This is a genomic window from Methylobacillus draconifructus, from assembly GCF_045984385.1.
Lineage (GTDB): Bacteria > Pseudomonadota > Gammaproteobacteria > Burkholderiales > Methylophilaceae > Methylobacillus > Methylobacillus flagellatus_A.
In genome coordinates this window covers 132,627-150,833 of sequence record NZ_JBJQIJ010000004.1, presented here as the reverse complement: position 1 = coordinate 150,833, position 18,207 = coordinate 132,627, and the positions used below count along the sequence as shown (strand labels likewise).

Here is an 18,207-nt window from a genome sequence, read left to right as displayed (position 1 = left end):
GAGGACCCAAGTGATGTACACCTTGCATGGAAAAACCAGCCCGAAGGAAGAACTGCTGAAGCAGCATGCAAGCCTGGTCAAGAAAATTGCTTACCAGCTCAAGGCCAAGCTGCCCGCCAGCGTCGATATCGACGACCTGATACAAGCCGGCATGATGGGGCTGCTCGATGCCACCAACCGCTATGAAGACAACCATGGCGCGCAATTCGAGACGTATGCCGCACAACGCATCCGCGGCTCCATGATCGACGAACTGCGCCGCGCCGACTGGCTGCCGCGCAGCGTGCGCAAGAATATGCGCGATGTCGAGACGGCCGTGCACCTGCTGGAGCAGAAACTCGGCCGGCCGCCCACCGAGGGCGAAATTGCGCGCGAACTCAACCTTTCCATGGATGATTTCCAAGAAATGCTGGATGACTGCAGCGGCCACCAACTCATCTATTACGAAGATTTCAGCGAGCAGGACAGCGGCGACCACTTCCTGGACCGCTATCAGTCCGATGACTCCGGAGACCCGCTGAGAGCCTTGCTTTCCACCGACTTCCGCGAAGCATTGATCGACGCCATCGACTCGCTGCCTGAACGCGAGAAAATCCTCATGGGCCTTTACTACGAACAAGAAATGAACCTCAAGGAAATCGGCGCCATCATGAGCGTATCCGAATCCCGGGTTTGCCAATTGCACACCCAGGCTGTTGCACGCCTGCGCACCAACCTGAAAGAAAAGTTGTGGACTGGAGCAGCCTAGGCGGCATACTCCTCGCCCTTGCCGGCATCCTGCTTGGGCAAGCGCTTGAAGGCGGCAAGTTCAGCTCGCTCGTCCAGCCCGCCGCATTCATGATCGTGCTGTTCGGCACCATAGGCGCGGTGCTGTTGCAAACCCGCCCCGTGTTCTTCATCCAGGGGATACGCCTATTGAAATGGGTGGTGTTGCCCCCGGCGGACGACAGGGAAAAACTGGCGCGCCGCATCAGCACCTGGAGCCAGATTGCGCGCAAGGACGGCATCCTGCTGCTGGAAAACCATATGTACTCGGAACCGGACCCCTTCGTGAAAACGGCATTGCGCCTGGTGATAGACGGCACGCCCCCCGAGAAAATCCGCGATATCTGCAACGTGGATATCAACCGCTATGAGGCAGCGCAGCGCAACGCGGTCAAAATATGGGAAGCGGCCGGCGGCTACGCCCCGACCATCGGCATCCTGGGTGCAGTGCTCGGCCTGATCCATGTCATGGAGAACCTCTCCGACCCGAGCAAGCTGGGCAGCGGCATCGCGATTGCCTTCGTTGCGACCATCTACGGCGTCGGCTTTGCCAACCTGCTCTTCCTGCCGGTCGCCAACAAGCTCAAGGCGCTTGTGCAACTGGAGACCACACGCCGCGAAATGGTGGTCGAGGGCATGGTGGGAATCGCGAATGGCGAAAACCACAAGATCGTGGAAGAGCGCTTGAATGCATACTTACGCTAATCTCAGGGCGATATGGGAAGAAGAAGAAAATTTGAGGATGACCCGGACAACCATGACCGTTGGCTAGTCTCCTACGCCGACTTCATTACCCTGCTGTTCGCCTTCTTCGTGGTCATGTATGGCATTTCGTCGGTCAACGACCAGAAATACAAGGAACTCACCTCCGCGTTGGGCAGCGCATTCAGCGGCACCCCGCCCGACAAAGAGGCGAATCCTCCGCCCGACGCCAAGTCCCCCGCAGGTAAGAGTGTCCTCAAGACCCCTCCCACCAGCTCGTTGATCAACGCCCTGCCGCTGGCACGCCTGCAGAAGGAAAAACAGCGCCAGGAACAGGAAAACATCAGCGCCATGATCGCCAACCTGAATCGCACGCTCGGCAGCCTGGCCACGAACGGCAAGATCAATATCAGCAAGACCAGCCGGGGCGTGCGCATCGACATTGCCGACGGCGTGCTGTTCCAGGCAGGCTCGGCCGCCATCAAGGCGGAAGCGAACGCTCCCATCAATGAAATCACCCAGGTGCTGGCTGACCAGCAATCTGCCATCCAGGTGGAAGGCCATACCGACAACGCCCCGATCAGCAATGCCCAGTTTCCCTCCAACTGGGAGCTGTCTTCGATGCGTGCCACCAGCGTAGTGCGCAAGATGATAGAAAACGGCATCGATGCAGAACGGCTCAGCGCTGTCGGTTATAGCGACACGCAACCCGTCGCTGACAACGAGACCGCCGAAGGGCGCGCGCAGAACCGCCGCGTCTCTATCATGGTGCTCTACCGCAAACCCGAGAAACTCCAAGCAGCAGACATCCAGCAATAAAAAAGCCGGAAACATCCCGGCTTTTCGTTATCCTTGTACTATTTTTCAGGCATGCGCATTGTAGAGGCCTGAACCCGAACTGGCCTGGCCGTTCGGGCCGTAGAACTGTCCTGCGGACGGTGGCCTGCCCAAGGTGTCGAGCACCTGCTGGTTGCGATGGAACTGTTTGTTGATAAGGACGCCATTCACGCGATTGAGCTCTTTGGCCTGGTCTATCAGGCCCTGGAACCTGCTCCAGGACTCCTGGATGACGACATCCTGGGCTGCGATCCAGGCGGCAAGGCCGCGCTCGTCCGTACCGAAGCCCAAGGCTGCCACCGCTTGGTAACGGGCCTGGGTAGTGGCGTTGATGTCCTGCAAGACGCGGGACTTTTCATTGAGCAAGCCTTCCATGGCATCCACATCCACCTTGACCAGGCAGGCCTGCTCGCGCTTCAAAAGCTCCAGCAGGTTGTCGGTCAACGCAATTTCACGCTCGAAGCTGGCTGTGGTCATGTCAGGATACCCTTTCTTCCTGCGCAGCCTTAACGTTGGGCTGTCAACAGATCTTTTACTGTGTTGATAAGGCCATCTGCGACCTTTTCAGAGTCAACCCTGAACTGGCCGCTGGAAATAGCAGATTTGATCGCGCTGACTTTGTCCGCGTCATATACTTGCTCATTGGCTCCGGCGGCTTCAATGGATTGCAATTGCGAAGCCAAGGGGGACAAGGTGACACTTTCGCCAGCAACAGGCGTTTTGGTCTCGCTGGTGCGAGGAGCAGGCCTGTTCTCAGTCTTGTCATTGCTAAGCGCAACCGCTTTCTGAAGTGCGTCATCAATTTTCATGGCAATTCCTTAAGCTAGTTTCATCTACGGCAAAACCGCATACCGATATATTGCTCTTATCGGCGGCATTTTTGTTAACTTTAGTAAAAAAGTTTAAAGCCTTTTGCCAAAGTCACAAAGCCCGTATCGAAAATGCCTTGAGTATGACTGCGCTAGAAAATGACCTCAATCAAGCCGCCCTGGCGCGCCAGCCCGCTGACCACCTGGCCGTTGCCCACCTTCACCTTCACACGCTGGCCTTCGCCCGCGTTGCTCAGTGCCGTACCTTCCGCCGACACCCTGAAGCCTTCGCCTATGGTGTTGAGCACTACTTTCTGCCCCTGCTGCACGACCGGCAATACGCGCAGCATTTCCTGCCGCAGCACCGTGCCTGCGCTCAACGGCACGTATACCGCTCGTCCGACTGCCTGGCTCGCATCCGTGAACACGCCCGGCGGCAGCTTGGCAAGATCCCCCTGACTCTTGGCCAGATCCTGCTCGGTAATGATATGCCCTTGCGCGAGCGGGCCTGCGGCAATCAGGTATTCCGCCATGACCTGCACGTTGGCCTGTACATAGATGGTCCAGACTTGCGGCGCATTGCAGCGCACGCCCACGCTGGTCCGTCCCCAGATTTTGCTGCCGGGAGGCAATGACATCTGTAGATTGTCGCAACTTGCCAGCTTGAGGCGCGAGTCCACGGCGACTGCCGATACCGACACCTTGCCGGGCATTCCTGCACTCTGGCTCAACAAGAACTGCTCTACCTGGACCCGCAGCTGCGTCAAATCCTGGTGGTTGGCCGCTGCATGCACCGGCATCCCGCACAGGCAGGCAATCAGCAAGGCAACGATACGCCCAGTGATATATACTCGCTTCATTGCACCCCTCCTCGGCTCCGGGTTGGCACTATTCATTCAGGATAGTGGTTGGAATTCAGATCAAGGTGCATTTTACTGAGGCATGCAAGTACATAAGCAGGAAACAAGAGGGGAATTTCCCCCTTGTTCATGCAATGGAATTTGCACGACAGGTTCTAGACTCGCAATCATCTGAAATAACGGCAGTCGCACGCATTTCTTGACCGCCGCCGTTAGCAAGGGAGGTTGTACGATGAACAAACTGGATGCCGCACTCAATTTCCATGAAACCGCGCTGCGCGTGCGCGGGCAACGCCAGGAACTGCTGGCGGCCAATATCGCCAATGCCGATACCCCGGGCTACAAGGCGCGCGACATCAATTTTGCCGACACTTTCAAACAGGCCCTCGCCGGCGCCTCCGGCGGACTGAAAGCGGACACCACCAACCCCGGCCATATCCCCGCCACCGCCAGCCATCAGAACGGCGTGCTGTACCGCTCCATTATCCAGGGCAGCGTCGACGGCAATACGGTCGACATGGACGTGGAACGCAACCAGTTCGCCGACAACGCATTACGCTACGAAGCCAGCGCCACCATGATCAGCGGGCAGATCAAGAAGCTGCTGTCCGCGATACAAGGCCAGTAATGGCGGCCGCCTAAATCTTGAAGGAGACGTGAATGTCACTTTTTAATGTATTCAATATTTCCGGGTCGGCCATGAGTGCGCAGGGCCAGCGCCTGAACGTCGTGGCAAGCAACCTGGCCAATGCCGATAGCGTGACCAGCTCCAACGGCCAGCCCTACCGCGCCAAGCATATTGTGTTTTCCGCCGTGCCGGTGAACCCCAACGGCGATGCGCAAGGCGTCAAGGTGCAGCAGGTCGTGGAAGACCAGGCGCCGCCGCAGCTCAAGTACGATCCCAAGCACCCCCTGGCTGACGCCAACGGCTATGTCGCCATGCCCAACGTCAACGTCACCGAAGAGATGGTCAACATGATCTCGGCATCCAGGTCGTACCAGAACAATGTTGAAACCATGAATGCAGCCAAATCCATGCTGCTCAAGACCCTGACCATCGGCCAATAAACCTCAGACCCTGAAAGCGAGTAACGATCATGGCAAGCACCTCAGGCATTTCCGACTCACTGCTCACCAGCATGAACGGCACTAGCTCGACCAGCAGTGCCAGCAGCATTTCCGAAACCCAGGACCGGTTCATGAAGCTGTTGATCGCCCAGATGAAGAACCAGGACCCGCTCAACCCGATGGACAACGCCGAGGTGACGAGCCAGATGGCGCAACTGTCCACCGTGACCGGGATCGAGAAGATGAACGCCACGCTGTCCACGTTCATCAGCAGCATGCAGGCGACACAGGCCCTGCAAGCCTCCAGCCTGATCGGCAATACTGTCCTGGTGGAAGGCAACAGCACCTATCTCGCCCCTACCGAAACCGAGGGCGAGTCCGCTGCCTATTTCGGCGTCGAGCTGCCTGTCGGTGCGGACAAGCTCACCGTCAATATCAAGGACAGCTCGGGCGCGGTGGTGAAAACCATCACCGTAACCAACCAGCAAGCCGGCATCACGCCCCTGGGCTGGAATGGCTATGGCGACGACGGCGCGAAACTGACAGACGGCCGCTATACCATCGAAGCGACCGCAACCACGGGCAACAGCACCGTTGCGTCGACCACGCTCAGCTATGAACAGGTCATGAGCGTGTCCACCGGCAGCGACGGCGTCAAGCTCAACCTGAGCAATTTGGCAGCAATTACCACAGACCAGATCAAGCAGATTTTCTAACCACAACCCAGGTATCTACCACCAGGAGAACAACATGGCTTTCCAACAGGGTTTGAGCGGGCTCAACGCCGCTTCCAAGAACATTGAAGTCATCGGCAACAACGTTGCCAATGCGAGCACCGTCGGCTTCAAACAATCGCGCACGGAGTTCGCCGACGTCTATGCCAACTCCCTGGGCGGCGGCAACGCGTCCAAGATCGGCATCGGCACCAAGATCGCCGCGATCACCCAGCAGTTCACGCAAGGCAACATTTCCAACTCGCAAAACCCGCTGGACGTGGCTATCAATGGCAACGGCTTCTTCCGCATGAGCGACAACGGTGCCATCACCTACAGCCGCAACGGACAGTTCCAGTTGAGCAAGGATGGTTATATCGAGAACGCTTCCGGGCAGCGCTTGACAGGATATGCCCTAGTCAACGGCCAAATCCAGACCGGCGCCCTGACCGAGCTGCGCATTGATGCCGCAGACCTTGCTCCGCGCGCCACCACCTCCATTACCGGGCCGTTGAACCTGGACTCACGCGCGGACATCCTGGATCCGGATCTGTTCGACATCAACGACCCCAGCACTTACAGCCACTCGACCCCGATCGAGGTGTTCGACTCGCTGGGCAACTCGCACGCGGTGCAGCTGTATTACCTCAAGACAGGCGTTGATACCGCCGTAACGCCCGCCACCACCACATGGACGATCATGGCAAGCGCAGATGGCGTCCAGACGCCCGTGGGCACGCCTCCCGTTCCTGTCGGCACCATGGTATTCACCGGCTCAGGCATCAATCCGACAATCACGCCGGCGACCCCGAACATCAGCATTCCGGTCGGAACCGGCGGCCTCACCCCCATGTCGGTTACCTTGAATCTGGCTGGCAGTACTCAGTTCGCCAACTCCTTCAGCGAAAGCGACCTTGGGCAGGATGGTTACAGCGCGGGCCGTTTGTCGAGCTTCAGCGTAGGCTCCGACGGTTCCATTCTCGGCCGCTACTCCAACGGTCAAAGCGCGATACTGGGCCAAGTCGCTCTTGCCAACTTCCGCAACCTCAACGGCCTCCAGCCGTTGGGAGACAACCAATGGGCTGAAACTTCCGAGTCCGGCCCTCCCATCGTCGGCGTCGCCAACTCCGGCGGCCTGGGCGTGCTGCAATCCTACCGTTTGGAGGATTCCAACGTCGACCTGACGGCTGAACTGGTCAATATGATCACCGCGCAGCGCGTCTACCAGGCCAATGCGCAAACCATCAAGACCGAGGACCAGATCATGCAGACCTTGGTCAACCTGCGTTGATTGATTGAACATGGATTCGCCTTCAAGCGTATAACCGCCTTGGGCTGCCTTGCCATGCGAAAAGCACGGTCTGCGGCAGCCCGCCTTGTTCTACGCGCGAATGCAAAGCCATCCAACCACTACAGTAATAAAAGCGGTTAACAAAACTCAGCGAAGCGCTCCTGGCTAGGCGCTCTGCCGCAGACAGTACAAGTAGTACGGCAAGGCAGAGCAACAACGCCAGGAGAGTTTTGTTAACCGCTAACAAGAGAAAGGAACCACCATGGACCGCCTGATCTATACCGCCATGACCGGCCTGAAACACATCATGGAGCAGCAATCGACCACGGCCAACAACCTGGCGAACTCCACGACAACCGGCTTCCGTGCCCAGATAGACAGTTTCCGTGCGGTTCCCGTATTGAGCGACGGCCTGCCTACCCGCGCATTCGTTGTCGATGCCACGGTAGGCACTAATTTCAACAGCGGCGTCATCAACACCACCGGCCGCGAGCTCGACGTCGCCATCCGCGACCGCGGCTGGTTCGCGGTGCAAAGGCCGGATGGCACCGAGGCTTATACCCGCAACGGCAATTTCAAGCTGAACGAGAACGGCGTCCTGCAAACCCAGGACGGCCTCACGGTCGTGGGCGACGGCGGCCCGATTACGATCCCGCCCGAGGCCAAGATTGCGATTGCCAATGACGGCACGGTCTCCGCTGTCGCCACCAATGTCGTGCCGCTGTTCACCAACCTCATAGGCCGGCTGAAGCTGGTCAACCCGAACGACGCGGACCTGGTGCGCGGAACGGACGGCCTGTTCGAGACTAAGAACCGCCAGCCCCTGAACGCCGACGCCACGGTGACGGTGGCAAGCGGCGCGCTGGAAGGCAGCAATGTGAACGTCGTGGAAGAAATGGTCAACATGATCTCCCAGGCGCGCCAGTTCGACCTGCAAACCAAGTTGATCCAGAACGCGGAGAATAACGCCACAAAAGCGGGTCAGATCTTCAGTTTAAGTTGAGCGGTGCTGGAGTAGCATAGGCCCTAGAACCTGTTTAAAGTCCTTTCATAGAGTACGTTGTGCGGCCGGGGTAGTCGATGCAAGGCGCAAACCGCAGACGGGCTTATTGCCCGGCAAGGATTTGCAACACCGCAGCGGCTGCGCTGGCCGGACAACCCGGAGGGCAAGGCTCCAAAACGCGCCCGCTCCGCGTTACAGTCCTTGGCAAGGCAATAAGCATTACCTGCGGACTGCGCCTTGACCAGACGCGTTTTGGGGCCTTGCGTATCCTATAAAAGGGCTTTGAACAGGTTCTTAGATTCCAGAATCCCGGCAGCCCGATGCTGCCATTGCAAAGGAGCAGACCATGATACGTTCGCTATGGATCGCCAAGACCGGCCTTGATGCCCAGCAAACGCAGATGGACGTGATTGCCAACAACCTGGCCAACGTCAGCACCAACGGCTTCAAGAAAACCCGCGCCGTATTCGAGGACCTGCTCTACCAGAACATCCGCCAACCCGGCGCGCAATCCTCCCAGCAGACCCAGCTGCCTTCGGGCCTGCAACTGGGTACCGGCGTCCGTCCTGTGGCGACCGAACGCATCCATATCCAGGGCAACCTGCAGCAGACCGGCAACAACAAGGACGTCGCCATCAGCGGCGAAGGTTTCTTCCAGGTGCTGCTCCCTGACGGCTCCACGGCTTATACCCGCGATGGCGCTTTCCAGCTTGATAACCAGGGCCAGCTGGTGACAGCCAGCGGCTTCACCGTGCAGCCGGCCATCATCGTCCCGCCGAATGCGCTAAGCCTCACGGTAGCGCGCGACGGCACGGTGTCCGTGGTGTTGCCGGACAACCCGAACAACGCCGTGCAGATCGGCACCTTCCAGCTGGCGACCTTCATCAACCCGGCCGGCCTGCAGTCGCGCGGCGAGAACCTGTATATCGAGACCGCCGCTTCCGGGGCCGCCAACATCAACCAGCCCGGCATGAATGGCACCGGCTTGCTGATACACCAATACCTGGAAACCTCCAACGTCAACGTGGCGGAAGAGCTGGTCAGCATGATCCAGACCCAGCGCGCCTATGAGATCAACAGCAAGGCGATTTCCACTTCGGACCAGATGCTGCAACGCCTGTCGCAACTGTAACCCCGGCATGAACATGGGTGGCAAAGGACAATATATGCGATCGCTTATCTACTCAAGGACCTGGCTGGCATTGGGCCTATTGCTGCTCGGCAGCGGGTGCGCCGTCACCCCCAAGACCATTACCCAGGCGCCCAATACTGCGCGCCCCGTCGCCCCCGTGCAGACGGCCTATAATAGCGGCGGCATCTACAGCCCGGCGACCTACCGCCCCTTGCTTGAAGACAAGCGTGCGCGCCTGGTCGGCGACACCATCGTCATCAACATCACCGAGAACACTTCCGCCACCAAGTCGGGCACCAATTCCGCCAGCAAGTCGGGCGCGGTCAATGCCGGCATTACCGGCCTGTTCGGCCACAACGTGCCCAAGGCAAGCTTCAATGCCGCCTCGGACAACTCCTACGACGATGCCGCCGCATCCAACTCTCGCAACGTGTTCACCGGCACCATCAGCGCCACCGTGACGGAAGTCCTGCCCAACGGCCACCTGGTCGTCAGCGGCGAAAAACAGGTAGCGTTCGACCGCGGCACCGAGTTCGTGCGCTTTTCAGGCGTGGTGGACCCGATGTATGTCGCCGCCGGCAATACCGTCGCCTCGAGCCGCGTTGCCGATGCACGCATTGAATACCGCACCAACAGCAATATGGACGCTGCCCAGGTGATGTCCATCCTCACCCGCTTCTTCCTGAGCTTCGTGCCTTTGTAAGGTTGACACCATGACACTCACACGCCCTCTCGCCCTGATCTCCGCGCTCGCTGCCTTATTGTTGGCTCTGCCGGCCGATGCGGAGCGCATCAAGGACCTCACCACCGTCCAGGGCGTGCGCTCCAACCAGCTCATCGGCTATGGCTTGGTCGTCGGCCTGGACGGCACGGGCGACCAGACCACGCAAACCCCGTTCACGGTGCAAAGCATCGTCAGCATGATGCAGCAGATGGGCATCAACCTGCCCAGCGGCACCAACCTGCAATTGCGCAACGTGGCCGCTGTCATGGTCACCGGCAACTTGCCGCCCTTCGCCCAGCCCGGCCAGAACATGGACGTCACGGTATCGTCCATGGGCAACGCGCGCAGCCTGCGCGGCGGCACCCTGCTCATGACCCCGCTCAAGGGCGCGGACAACCAGGTGTATGCCATGGCCCAGGGCAACCTGGTCATCGGCGGCGCGGGAGCGGGCGCCAACGGCACCAGCACGCAGATCAACCACCTTGGCGCAGGGCGCATTTCTGCCGGCGCCATCGTGGAACGCGCCGTGCCTAGCCAGCTGACCGAAACCAGCACCATCAGGCTGGAGCTCAAGGAAGCCGATTTCTCCACCGCCAGCATGGTGGTCGACGCCATCAACAAGCGCTTCGGCAATGGCACCGCCACGCCGCTCGATGGGCGCGTGATCCAGGTGCAGCCCCCCATGGACACCAACAGGATCGCCTTCATCGGCAACCTGGAGAACCTCGACGTCAAGCCGTCCCAGGGCCCGGCCAAGGTGATCCTCAACGCACGCACCGGTTCCGTGGTCATGAACCAGGCCGTGACGCTGGATGACTGCGCCATTTCCCATGGCAACCTCTCCGTGGTCATCAACACCGCTCCCGCCATCAGCCAGCCAGGCCCGTTCTCCGGCGGACAGACGGTGGCCACCCAGGTTTCCCAGGTGGAAATCAACAAGGAGCCGGGCAAGGTCATCAAGCTGGATAAGGGCACCTCGCTTGCCGACGTGGTGAAGGCGCTGAATGCCATCGGCGCCACGCCGCAGGATTTGCTGGCCATCCTGCAGGCCATGAAGGCGGCTGGCTCGCTGCGCGCCGACCTGGAAATCATCTAGGAGCACGGCGACATGGCTGCCTACAATCTCAATATGGATATCAACGGCAGGATGGCGGCCGATGCCAACAGCCTGAACAACCTGAAATACGCTGCGCGCGACAACAGCCCGGAATCGATCAAGGCCGCGGCAGTGCAGTTCGAAGCCTTGATGATCAACATGATGCTGAAAAGCATGCGCGACGCCACGCCCAAGGAAAGCATGTTCGACAGCGAGCAAAGCCGCACCTTTACTTCAATGTTAGACCAGCAGCTCAGCCAGCAGATAGCCAACCGCGGCACCGGCCTTGCCGACATGCTGGCCCGCCAGCTGCAAGGCAGCCTCACCAGCGTGCCGCCGGAAGCGCTGGACTCCCTGGCTCCTACCCCGAGAAGCATGCCGCTCAATGCGAGCCAGTCGGCAGCCAGCGCCAATCAAGCCCTGCCGCAGAATGCGCGTGAATTCGTGCAGCAGATGAGCCAGCATGCGGAGGCGGCCAGCCAGGACAGCGGCATCCCCGCCCACCTGATGCTGGGCCAGGCGGCGCTGGAAACAGGCTGGGGCAAGCGCCAGATTACTGGCGCCGACGGCACTCCCAGCAACAACCTGTTCGGCATCAAGGCCGGGCCGAACTGGAAAGGCAAGACGGTAGACGCGCTCACCACCGAATATATCAACGGCATGCCGCAAAAGCGCATCGAGAAATTCCGCGCCTATGACTCCTATGCCGATTCGTTCCGCGACTTTGCCAACATGATGCGCAACAACCCGCGCTACGAGAATGTAATGGGCAATACCGGCAGCACCGCTGGCTACGCCCAGGCGATGCAGGACGCGGGCTATGCCACCGATCCCCAGTACGCCAGCAAGCTGCGGCGAGTGATCGAAAACGTCACGGCTGCTTAAAGTTTACAAATTTTATGCCGTTCACCCACTTACGTAACCTTGATCGATACGCCCCATGTCCAATATATTCAACATCGGCAAAACTGCACTCAATGCCGCCCAGGTAGGCATCAGCGTCACAGGGCACAACATCGCCAATGCCAATACCGAGGGCTATTCGCGCCAGGTGATCGTGCAGTCCACCAACCAGGCGCAGAACTGGGGCTTCGGCTACCTGGGCAACGGGACGCAGGTCGACACGGTCAAGCGTATCTACAACGACTTGCTGTCGCGCCAGATCAGCAACAGCCAGTCCATCGCCAGTTCGATCAACACCCAGCTTTCCAATATCAACCAGATCAACGACATGCTGGCCGATTCGGAAGCGGGCCTTTCTCCTGCTATCCAGGATTTCTTCGACTCGATCAACGACCTGTCGTCCGCACCCAACGACGCGGCGTCGCGCCAGGCCATGCTGTCCAACGCGGAAGCCTTGGTCAGCCGCTTCAACAGCCTGGGAACCCGCCTGCAGGAAATGCAGAGTTCGGTGAATTCGCAGCTGACCGCCAGCGTCAATACGGTCAACCACTACGCCAAGGAAATCGCGCGGCTCAACGAAGCCATCGACCTGGCGACAACCAGCACGGGCCAGCCGCCGAACGATCTGCTGGACCAACGCGACCAATTGGTGCTCGCGCTGAACAAGGAAATCAAGGGTACCGTCGTGGTGCAGGACGGCAACAAATACAATATCTCCATCGGCAACGGCATCCCGCTGGTCAACGGACTGACCGCGTATTCGCTCACCACGGTCAACTCGCCCACCAACCCGGGCAAGCTGGAAGTCGCCTACCAAGTCGGCTCGACCGTCTCCATTCTCTCCGAACAAAGCCTGCAGGGCGGCGTCATCGGCGGCTTGATCGAATACCGCCGCGAATCCCTGGACAAGGCCCAGAATACATTGGGGCAGATCGCCGTCGCACTGGCGCAGTCGTTCAACACCCAGCACCAGCAAGGCCTGACCAACAACAACGTGCAAGGCGGCAATTTCTTCAACATCCCCTCACCGCAGGTGAATGCCAGCAGCCGCAATACCGGCAATGCCGATATTTCCAGCAGCATTACCGATGCCAACCTGTTGACGGCAAGCGACTACCGCCTGCGTTATGACGGGTCGAACTACATCGTCACCCGCCTCAGCGACAATACCGTGCAAACCTTCGGCAGCCTGCCGCAGACGATAGACGGCGTCAGCTTCACCCTGGCAGGCGGCGCCATGAACACGGGCGATGAATTCCTCATCAGGCCGACAGCCAATGCGGCGACCGATCTCTCCGTGGCAGTCAAGCAGATCGCTGACATCGCCGCCGGCGCGCCCGTCATCGCGACTTCGGCTGCGAGCGGCAACACCGGCAGCGGCGCGATCAGCGGCGCCACCGTGAGCAACGGCTACGCCAGCGCCCCGCTCGCGAGCCCGTTCACCCTGAGCTACAACAGCGGCGACCTGAGCGGCTTCCCCGCCGGCGAGGCCATCACGGTCACCACCAGCGCGGGCGTCACCACGACTTATCCGGCGGGCAGCACAGTCCCGTACAGCGCCGGCGCCACTATCAGCGTGGCAGGCATCAGCTTCAGCCTGAGCGGCGCCCCGGCGGATGGCGACCAGTTCACAATTGCGGCCAATACCAGCAATGCCGCGGGCGATAACCGCAACGCGCTGCAACTGGCTGCCTTGCAAACCGCGAAGACCATGCTCAGCGGCACCGCATCCTACCAGGACACCTTCAACCAGCTGGTGAGCTACATCGGCAATCGCACCCGCGAACTGCAAGTCACGGGGGCTGCCGAGGATGCGCTGCTGGCGCAATCGATTACCGCGCAGCAAAGCGAATCCGGCGTCAACCTGGATGAAGAGGCAGTCAACCTGATCCGTTACCAGCAAGCCTACCAGGCGGCAGGCAAGGTGATGCAGATTGCCAGCACGCTGTTTGAAACAGTGCTATCGATCAGATAAACGAGGAACGTGCCATGCGTATCAGCACCAACACCCTATACCAGAACGGCCTGAACAGACTCTCGCAGCTGCAGGTTGAGCAAGACCGCCTCATGCAGCAGATTTCGAGCAAGAAGCGCATTCTGACACCTGCAGACGACCCTGTAGGCGCAGCACGCGCGCTGGAATTGCAAAACGCGCAACGCGTCAACACGCAATTCGAGCGCAACCGCATGTTCGCCGAAAACGGCATGAACGCGATAGAAGGCAACCTGCAAAGTGTCACAGACTTGCTGATTGCAGCCAAGGCCAGGCTCACCGAGGCAGGCAACGCCTCCTATGACGACACCCAGCGCAGCTATATCGCCATTGACCTGAAAAACGATCTCGAAGCGCTGGTCGGCCTGGCCAACGCCCAGGATGGCAGCGGCAACTACCTGTATGCCGGCTACAGCACGGACACCGTGCCCTACACGCTCAATGCGGCAGGCGCCACCTACAACGGCGACAACCAGGTCCGCCAATTGCAGGTATCCAATACCCGCCAACTGCCGGTTGCCGACAACGGCCCCAATGTCTTCCAGGCGAACGGCAACGATATATTTGCCGCATTGGCGACGATTACCGACTTGCTGCAGACTCCGGTAAGCAGCCCGGCCGACGCCCAGGCGTTGCAGGATGGACTGACGGCGGCCAGCAATGCCTTGCAAGGCACCCTAGACAATGTGCTCACCGTGCGGGCCCGCAATGGTTCCGCCCTCAAGGAGATCACGGCACTCAATAGCGACGGCGACAGCCGCGAGTTGCAATATGCCAAGTCTCTATCGGAACTGCAGGATCTCGATTACGCCAAGGCATTGTCCGACCTGGCCAAGCAGCAGACTGTGCTCGAGGCCGCGCAGAAGGCTTTCGTTGCCACCACCAGCCTTTCCCTGTTCAACTTGATCTAAATCCCAAGCGCGGCCAACAACACTCTCCTGGCGTTGTTGCCCTGCCTTGTCGTACCGCTTGTACGGCCTGTGGCAGAGCGCCTAGCCAGGATCGCTTCGCTGGGTTTTGTCAGCCGCTCCTGTCAATAGCGCCAAGTGGAGCTGGGACTAAGCAACGATACCAGCCGCTTTCAAACAAAAAGCCGGAGGAACACTCCGGCTTTTTGTTTGCTCCTCAGACTAGGCGTGCTATACCCCGAGCGCCTCCACCCATGACAGGGCAGCGATATGCGAGTCGTTGACCTTGTTCGGGTCAAGCTGCAGGCTTTCCGCCAAGGCGATGATGCGGCTGTTGTCCTGGTTTTCGCAAGCCTCCGCCAGTTGCAGGAACGGCCCGTAGACGCCCTGCCGGCGCAGCAAGGCATCCTGGATGGCATCGGGCAGGTCTATCTTTTCCAGCACCTTTTCCATCGGCATTTCCAGCATCAGGTCGAGCATGGAGAACACGCCGGTCACAAACAGGTTGTCGCGCCCGGTCTTGTCGAAATAGCCCTCCCCAAGGAGTTCAGTCAACCGGCCGCGCGTGATCGAGGTTTTCATCAGCGCCGGCGCGGCGGAGTTTTCTCCTGCCGTCACCATCAGCAAGGTCAGCCAGCGATACAACTGCTTGGTGCCGATGATCGTGAGCGCATGGCGCAGGGATTGTATTTCGCAGGACAAGCCAAACCCGACGGAGTTGATATAGCGCAGCAGCTTGAACGAGAGTGCGGCATCACGCTTGAAGCCGTTCTCGATATCGGGCATGTCGGCATCGCGGCTGATCATGTTCAGCAGGTCCAGCACGGCGGCAAACGCAGGATTGATCACCTTGGCGGTGAAGGTCTCGGTATGGGCGAAATAGAAGCCCTGGATCAGGTGGAAGCCAATATGATGGCACGCCTCATACTGGTGATGATGCTCGACTTTCTCCGCCACCACCGTGACACCGAGAATCTGGTATTCCAGGAAGCGCCGCGCTACTTCGTCCATGGTATAGGCGAGGATATCGATCTTGACGTAATCGGCATAATCGATCAATGCGGAGCCCACCAACGACTCGCCTTTGTCCTTGAGCGCGATCCGGTAGCCGCGCTGGCGCAGGAACTGGCAGCGCTCCAACACTTCATTGCTCGGCGCCACCAATGCCTCCAGCTCGAGCACGGTCTTTGCCGGAGGCAATAGTTCCAGGAGCTCGCTGTGCAGCATTTCCTCGCTGATGTTGAGGAAGGCCAGCTTGTCGCCCAGCAGCCATTGGGTGCCCATGTCGTTGATAGTGTTCATCAGCACGCGGTTGCAGGCCTGCAGACTGTTTTCGTATACCGCGGTCGTCGCCTCGGCGCTATGGCGGAAGAACAGCTCGTAGGCCACGATCTCCTGCGATGGGTTCATGATGGGTTGACGGCCGATATATGCCTGATCTTGTTCCATACAATCAAAATTTCCAGATGACGTTCTATTTAAGCGGCCAATAAAAGCAAAACTTGATGGGGCGAAGCAATGAAATGTTCTGCGAACCGCTTTTCGCTTTTATTATTCCCTTGGCGCCTTGACGACAGGATGCGCTATCTCCTGCATGAAGCTCATGCTCTCGTGCATCAGCTTCTGCACAGGCTGCATCATGTAGGGCAATGCCAGCATCAGCAACAGGAATCCCAACGATATTGTAATCGGGAAACCGATGCCGAACAGGTTGAGTTGCGGCGCAGCCCTGGTCAATACGCCGAGCGCCAGGTTTGCCAGCAGCAATGCCGTGATGATGGGCAACGAGATCAACAAGCCGGCACTGAATATCTTGCCTCCCCACAGGGCGATTTTATAGGGATTCAGGCCGAAATTCGGCTCTGCGGTGATAGGAAAGCTGGAAAAACTCTCGGCCAGCGTGGAAATCACGACCAGGTGGCCGTTGATGCTCAGGAAGATCAGCATGGACAGCACCACCAGGAACTGCCCGATTGCGGTGCTCTGCCCCTGAGTCTGCGGATCGTAGAACATGGCGAACCCCAGTCCCATGGTCATCCCCGCGGCATGTCCCGCCAGCTCTACCGCCGAGAAGATGATGCGCAGGCTGAAGCCCATCGCCGCGCCAATGAGGACTTGCTGGCACAGGATCAGCAAACCGTTCATGGAAAACACCGATACCGGCGGGATATCGGGGATGGCCGGGATCACTGCCACCGTCAATACCAGGCCGAACCCCAGCTTGATATTGTTCGGCAGCGCGCGGTGGTTGAACAACGGCGCGATTGCGATGAAGGCGAGTATACGCGTGAGCGGCCACATCAGGGTCGCCACCCACACCTGCAGGAACTCGCTGGGGATCGTCACCATGCGGATTCATTCACCCCGCCAGGGTGGGAATGCTCGTGAATACCGTCCTGAGGTAATCCGTAAATACCGACAGCATCCAGGGCCCGGCAATCAGCAGGGTGGCAAAAACGCCCAGAAGCTTCGGGATAAAGGTCAGCGTGGTTTCGTTGATCTGGGTCGCGGCCTGGAAAATGCTCACCAGCAAGCCGATGGCCAATACTACCAGCAATATCGGGCCGGCCATCATCAACAATACCTCCGCCGCCTGGCGCCCCATGGTCATGACTTGTTCGGGACTCATGCTCATCTATCTGCCCTCTCAATAGAAACTCTGCGCCAGGGAACCCAGCAGCAATTGCCAGCCGTCCACCAGCACGAACAGCATTAGCTTGAACGGCAAAGCCACAATGGCCGGCGATACCATCATCATCCCCATCGACATCAGGATGCTGGCCACCACCATATCGATGATGAGGAACGGGATGAAGATCGCAAAGCCGATCTGGAAGGCGGTTTTCAATTCACTGGTCACGAACGCCGGCACCAAGACGCGCAACGGCACCTCTTCAGGGGTGGCAACGGCATCGGTGCGCGACATCTTAAAAAACAAGGCCAGGTCGGATTCGCGCGTTTGCTTGAGCATGAACTCCTTGAGCGGAATGGAACCGCGTACCATGGCTTCCTGCATGGTGATGCGCTCCTCGTCGAACGGCTGGTAGGCCTCGGTATAGATGCGCTCAAATACCGGCCCCATGACGAAAAAGGTCAGGAACAACGCCAGCCCCACCAGCACCTGGTTGGGCGGAGATGACTGCGTGCCCAATGCCTGGCGCAACAATGACAGCACGATGATGATGCGGGTGAACCCAGTCATCATAAGCAAGGCGGCGGGCAGGAACGACAGCGAGGTGAGCAGGATCAGGGTTTGGATGCTCAACGAGTAATTCTGTCCCCCGCCTGCCGCCGGCTGGCTATTGATCAGGCCCAGGCCGCCGGGCTCCGCGGCGTGACCCAGCAACGGCAGGCCAAGCAGCGCCAACGACAGTAAAACGTGGAGATAGCGTGATGGCATGGC

Annotated in this window: 21 protein-coding genes; 14 read left to right on the top strand and 7 right to left on the bottom strand. The window is 59.2% G+C overall.

From position 1 onward, the window contains the following. Positions 1-13 precede the first annotated feature (13 nt). The 3 genes from ACKF11_RS09755 to motD are packed head-to-tail and all read left to right on the top strand — an operon-like array spanning position 14 to position 2,286. Entirely contained in the window at positions 14-748 is a 735-nt protein-coding gene (locus ACKF11_RS09755) for an RNA polymerase sigma factor FliA (RefSeq protein ID WP_309566530.1), read from the top strand. Beyond that, positions 730-1,470, top strand: coding sequence for a flagellar motor protein (locus tag ACKF11_RS09750; protein WP_407996902.1), 741 nt, complete (start codon positions 730-732; stop codon positions 1,468-1,470). The genes ACKF11_RS09755 and ACKF11_RS09750 overlap by 19 nt, the downstream gene beginning before the upstream one ends. 12 nt (positions 1,471-1,482) lie before the next feature. Continuing rightward, entirely contained in the window at positions 1,483-2,286 is an 804-nt protein-coding gene (gene motD, locus ACKF11_RS09745) for a flagellar motor protein MotD (RefSeq protein WP_407996901.1), read from the top strand. Between the two features lie 45 nt (positions 2,287-2,331). Here motD and ACKF11_RS09740 read toward each other — a convergent pair whose 3' ends face one another. From ACKF11_RS09740 to flgA, 3 genes are all read right to left on the bottom strand, one after another. Further along, positions 2,332-2,781, bottom strand: coding sequence for a flagellar protein FlgN (locus tag ACKF11_RS09740; RefSeq protein ID WP_407993861.1), 450 nt, complete (start codon positions 2,779-2,781; stop codon positions 2,332-2,334). Between the two features lie 29 nt (positions 2,782-2,810). Then, positions 2,811-3,113, bottom strand: a complete 303-nt coding sequence (gene flgM / locus ACKF11_RS09735; RefSeq protein ID WP_407993862.1) for a flagellar biosynthesis anti-sigma factor FlgM — start codon at positions 3,111-3,113, stop codon at positions 2,811-2,813. Between the two features lie 152 nt (positions 3,114-3,265). After that, positions 3,266-3,973 (bottom strand): flagellar basal body P-ring formation chaperone FlgA, encoded by a 708-nt coding sequence (gene flgA / locus ACKF11_RS09730; RefSeq protein ID WP_407996900.1) that lies wholly within the window; start codon positions 3,971-3,973, stop codon positions 3,266-3,268. A gap of 232 nt (positions 3,974-4,205) precedes the next feature. On the opposite strand from flgA, the gene flgB reads away from it, so the two are divergent. The 11 genes from flgB (at position 4,206) to flgL (ending at position 14,807) form a co-directional block, all read left to right on the top strand. Further along, the gene (flgB, locus tag ACKF11_RS09725; RefSeq protein ID WP_309566537.1) at positions 4,206-4,601 is read left to right on the top strand and encodes a flagellar basal body rod protein FlgB; all 396 of its coding nucleotides are present in this window, start codon (positions 4,206-4,208) and stop codon (positions 4,599-4,601) included. A 32-nt stretch (positions 4,602-4,633) separates the two neighbouring features. After that, on the top strand, positions 4,634-5,041 hold the full coding sequence (flgC, locus tag ACKF11_RS09720; protein WP_309566538.1) for a flagellar basal body rod protein FlgC: 408 nt from the start codon (positions 4,634-4,636) through the stop codon (positions 5,039-5,041). 29 nt (positions 5,042-5,070) lie between these two features. Beyond that, positions 5,071-5,757 carry a flagellar hook assembly protein FlgD gene (locus ACKF11_RS09715; RefSeq protein ID WP_407996899.1) on the top strand — a complete coding sequence of 229 codons (687 nt, stop codon included), beginning with the start codon at positions 5,071-5,073 and terminating at the stop codon, positions 5,755-5,757. A gap of 34 nt (positions 5,758-5,791) precedes the next feature. After that, positions 5,792-7,045 carry a flagellar hook protein FlgE gene (gene flgE, locus ACKF11_RS09710; RefSeq protein WP_407996898.1) on the top strand — a complete coding sequence of 418 codons (1,254 nt, stop codon included), beginning with the start codon at positions 5,792-5,794 and terminating at the stop codon, positions 7,043-7,045. A gap of 262 nt (positions 7,046-7,307) precedes the next feature. Further along, a complete protein-coding gene (gene flgF, locus ACKF11_RS09705; RefSeq protein WP_407993866.1) occupies positions 7,308-8,048 on the top strand; it encodes a flagellar basal-body rod protein FlgF in 741 nt (246 codons plus the stop codon). Between the two features lie 346 nt (positions 8,049-8,394). Then, entirely contained in the window at positions 8,395-9,180 is a 786-nt protein-coding gene (flgG, locus tag ACKF11_RS09700) for a flagellar basal-body rod protein FlgG (RefSeq protein ID WP_309566543.1), read from the top strand. A gap of 34 nt (positions 9,181-9,214) precedes the next feature. Next, on the top strand, positions 9,215-9,883 hold the full coding sequence (locus tag ACKF11_RS09695) for a flagellar basal body L-ring protein FlgH (protein ID WP_309566544.1): 669 nt from the start codon (positions 9,215-9,217) through the stop codon (positions 9,881-9,883). Between the two features lie 10 nt (positions 9,884-9,893). Then, positions 9,894-11,000, top strand: coding sequence for a flagellar basal body P-ring protein FlgI (locus ACKF11_RS09690; protein WP_407996897.1), 1,107 nt, complete (start codon positions 9,894-9,896; stop codon positions 10,998-11,000). Positions 11,001-11,012: 12 nt separating this feature from the next. Then, on the top strand, positions 11,013-11,885 hold the full coding sequence (gene flgJ / locus ACKF11_RS09685) for a flagellar assembly peptidoglycan hydrolase FlgJ (RefSeq protein WP_407996896.1): 873 nt from the start codon (positions 11,013-11,015) through the stop codon (positions 11,883-11,885). Positions 11,886-11,940: 55 nt separating this feature from the next. Continuing rightward, positions 11,941-13,878 (top strand): flagellar hook-associated protein FlgK, encoded by a 1,938-nt coding sequence (gene flgK / locus ACKF11_RS09680; RefSeq protein WP_309566547.1) that lies wholly within the window; start codon positions 11,941-11,943, stop codon positions 13,876-13,878. A 14-nt stretch (positions 13,879-13,892) separates the two neighbouring features. Next, positions 13,893-14,807: a flagellar hook-associated protein FlgL gene (gene flgL / locus ACKF11_RS09675; RefSeq protein ID WP_407996895.1), complete on the top strand. Its 915-nt coding sequence runs from the start codon at positions 13,893-13,895 to the stop codon at positions 14,805-14,807. A gap of 228 nt (positions 14,808-15,035) precedes the next feature. Here the strand turns inward: flgL and ACKF11_RS09670 are convergent, their stop codons facing one another. The 4 genes from ACKF11_RS09670 to fliP all read right to left on the bottom strand — a co-directional run bounded on the left by ACKF11_RS09670 (position 15,036) and on the right by fliP (position 18,204). After that, positions 15,036-16,253 (bottom strand): EAL and HDOD domain-containing protein, encoded by a 1,218-nt coding sequence (locus ACKF11_RS09670; protein ID WP_407996894.1) that lies wholly within the window; start codon positions 16,251-16,253, stop codon positions 15,036-15,038. Positions 16,254-16,355: 102 nt separating this feature from the next. Further along, positions 16,356-17,153, bottom strand: a complete 798-nt coding sequence (gene fliR / locus ACKF11_RS09665; protein ID WP_407993872.1) for a flagellar biosynthetic protein FliR — start codon at positions 17,151-17,153, stop codon at positions 16,356-16,358. A 10-nt stretch (positions 17,154-17,163) separates the two neighbouring features. Continuing rightward, entirely contained in the window at positions 17,164-17,433 is a 270-nt protein-coding gene (fliQ, locus tag ACKF11_RS09660; RefSeq protein WP_309566552.1) for a flagellar biosynthesis protein FliQ, read from the bottom strand. A gap of 18 nt (positions 17,434-17,451) precedes the next feature. Continuing rightward, positions 17,452-18,204 (bottom strand): flagellar type III secretion system pore protein FliP, encoded by a 753-nt coding sequence (gene fliP, locus ACKF11_RS09655; protein ID WP_407996893.1) that lies wholly within the window; start codon positions 18,202-18,204, stop codon positions 17,452-17,454. Positions 18,205-18,207: the final 3 nt, after the last annotated feature.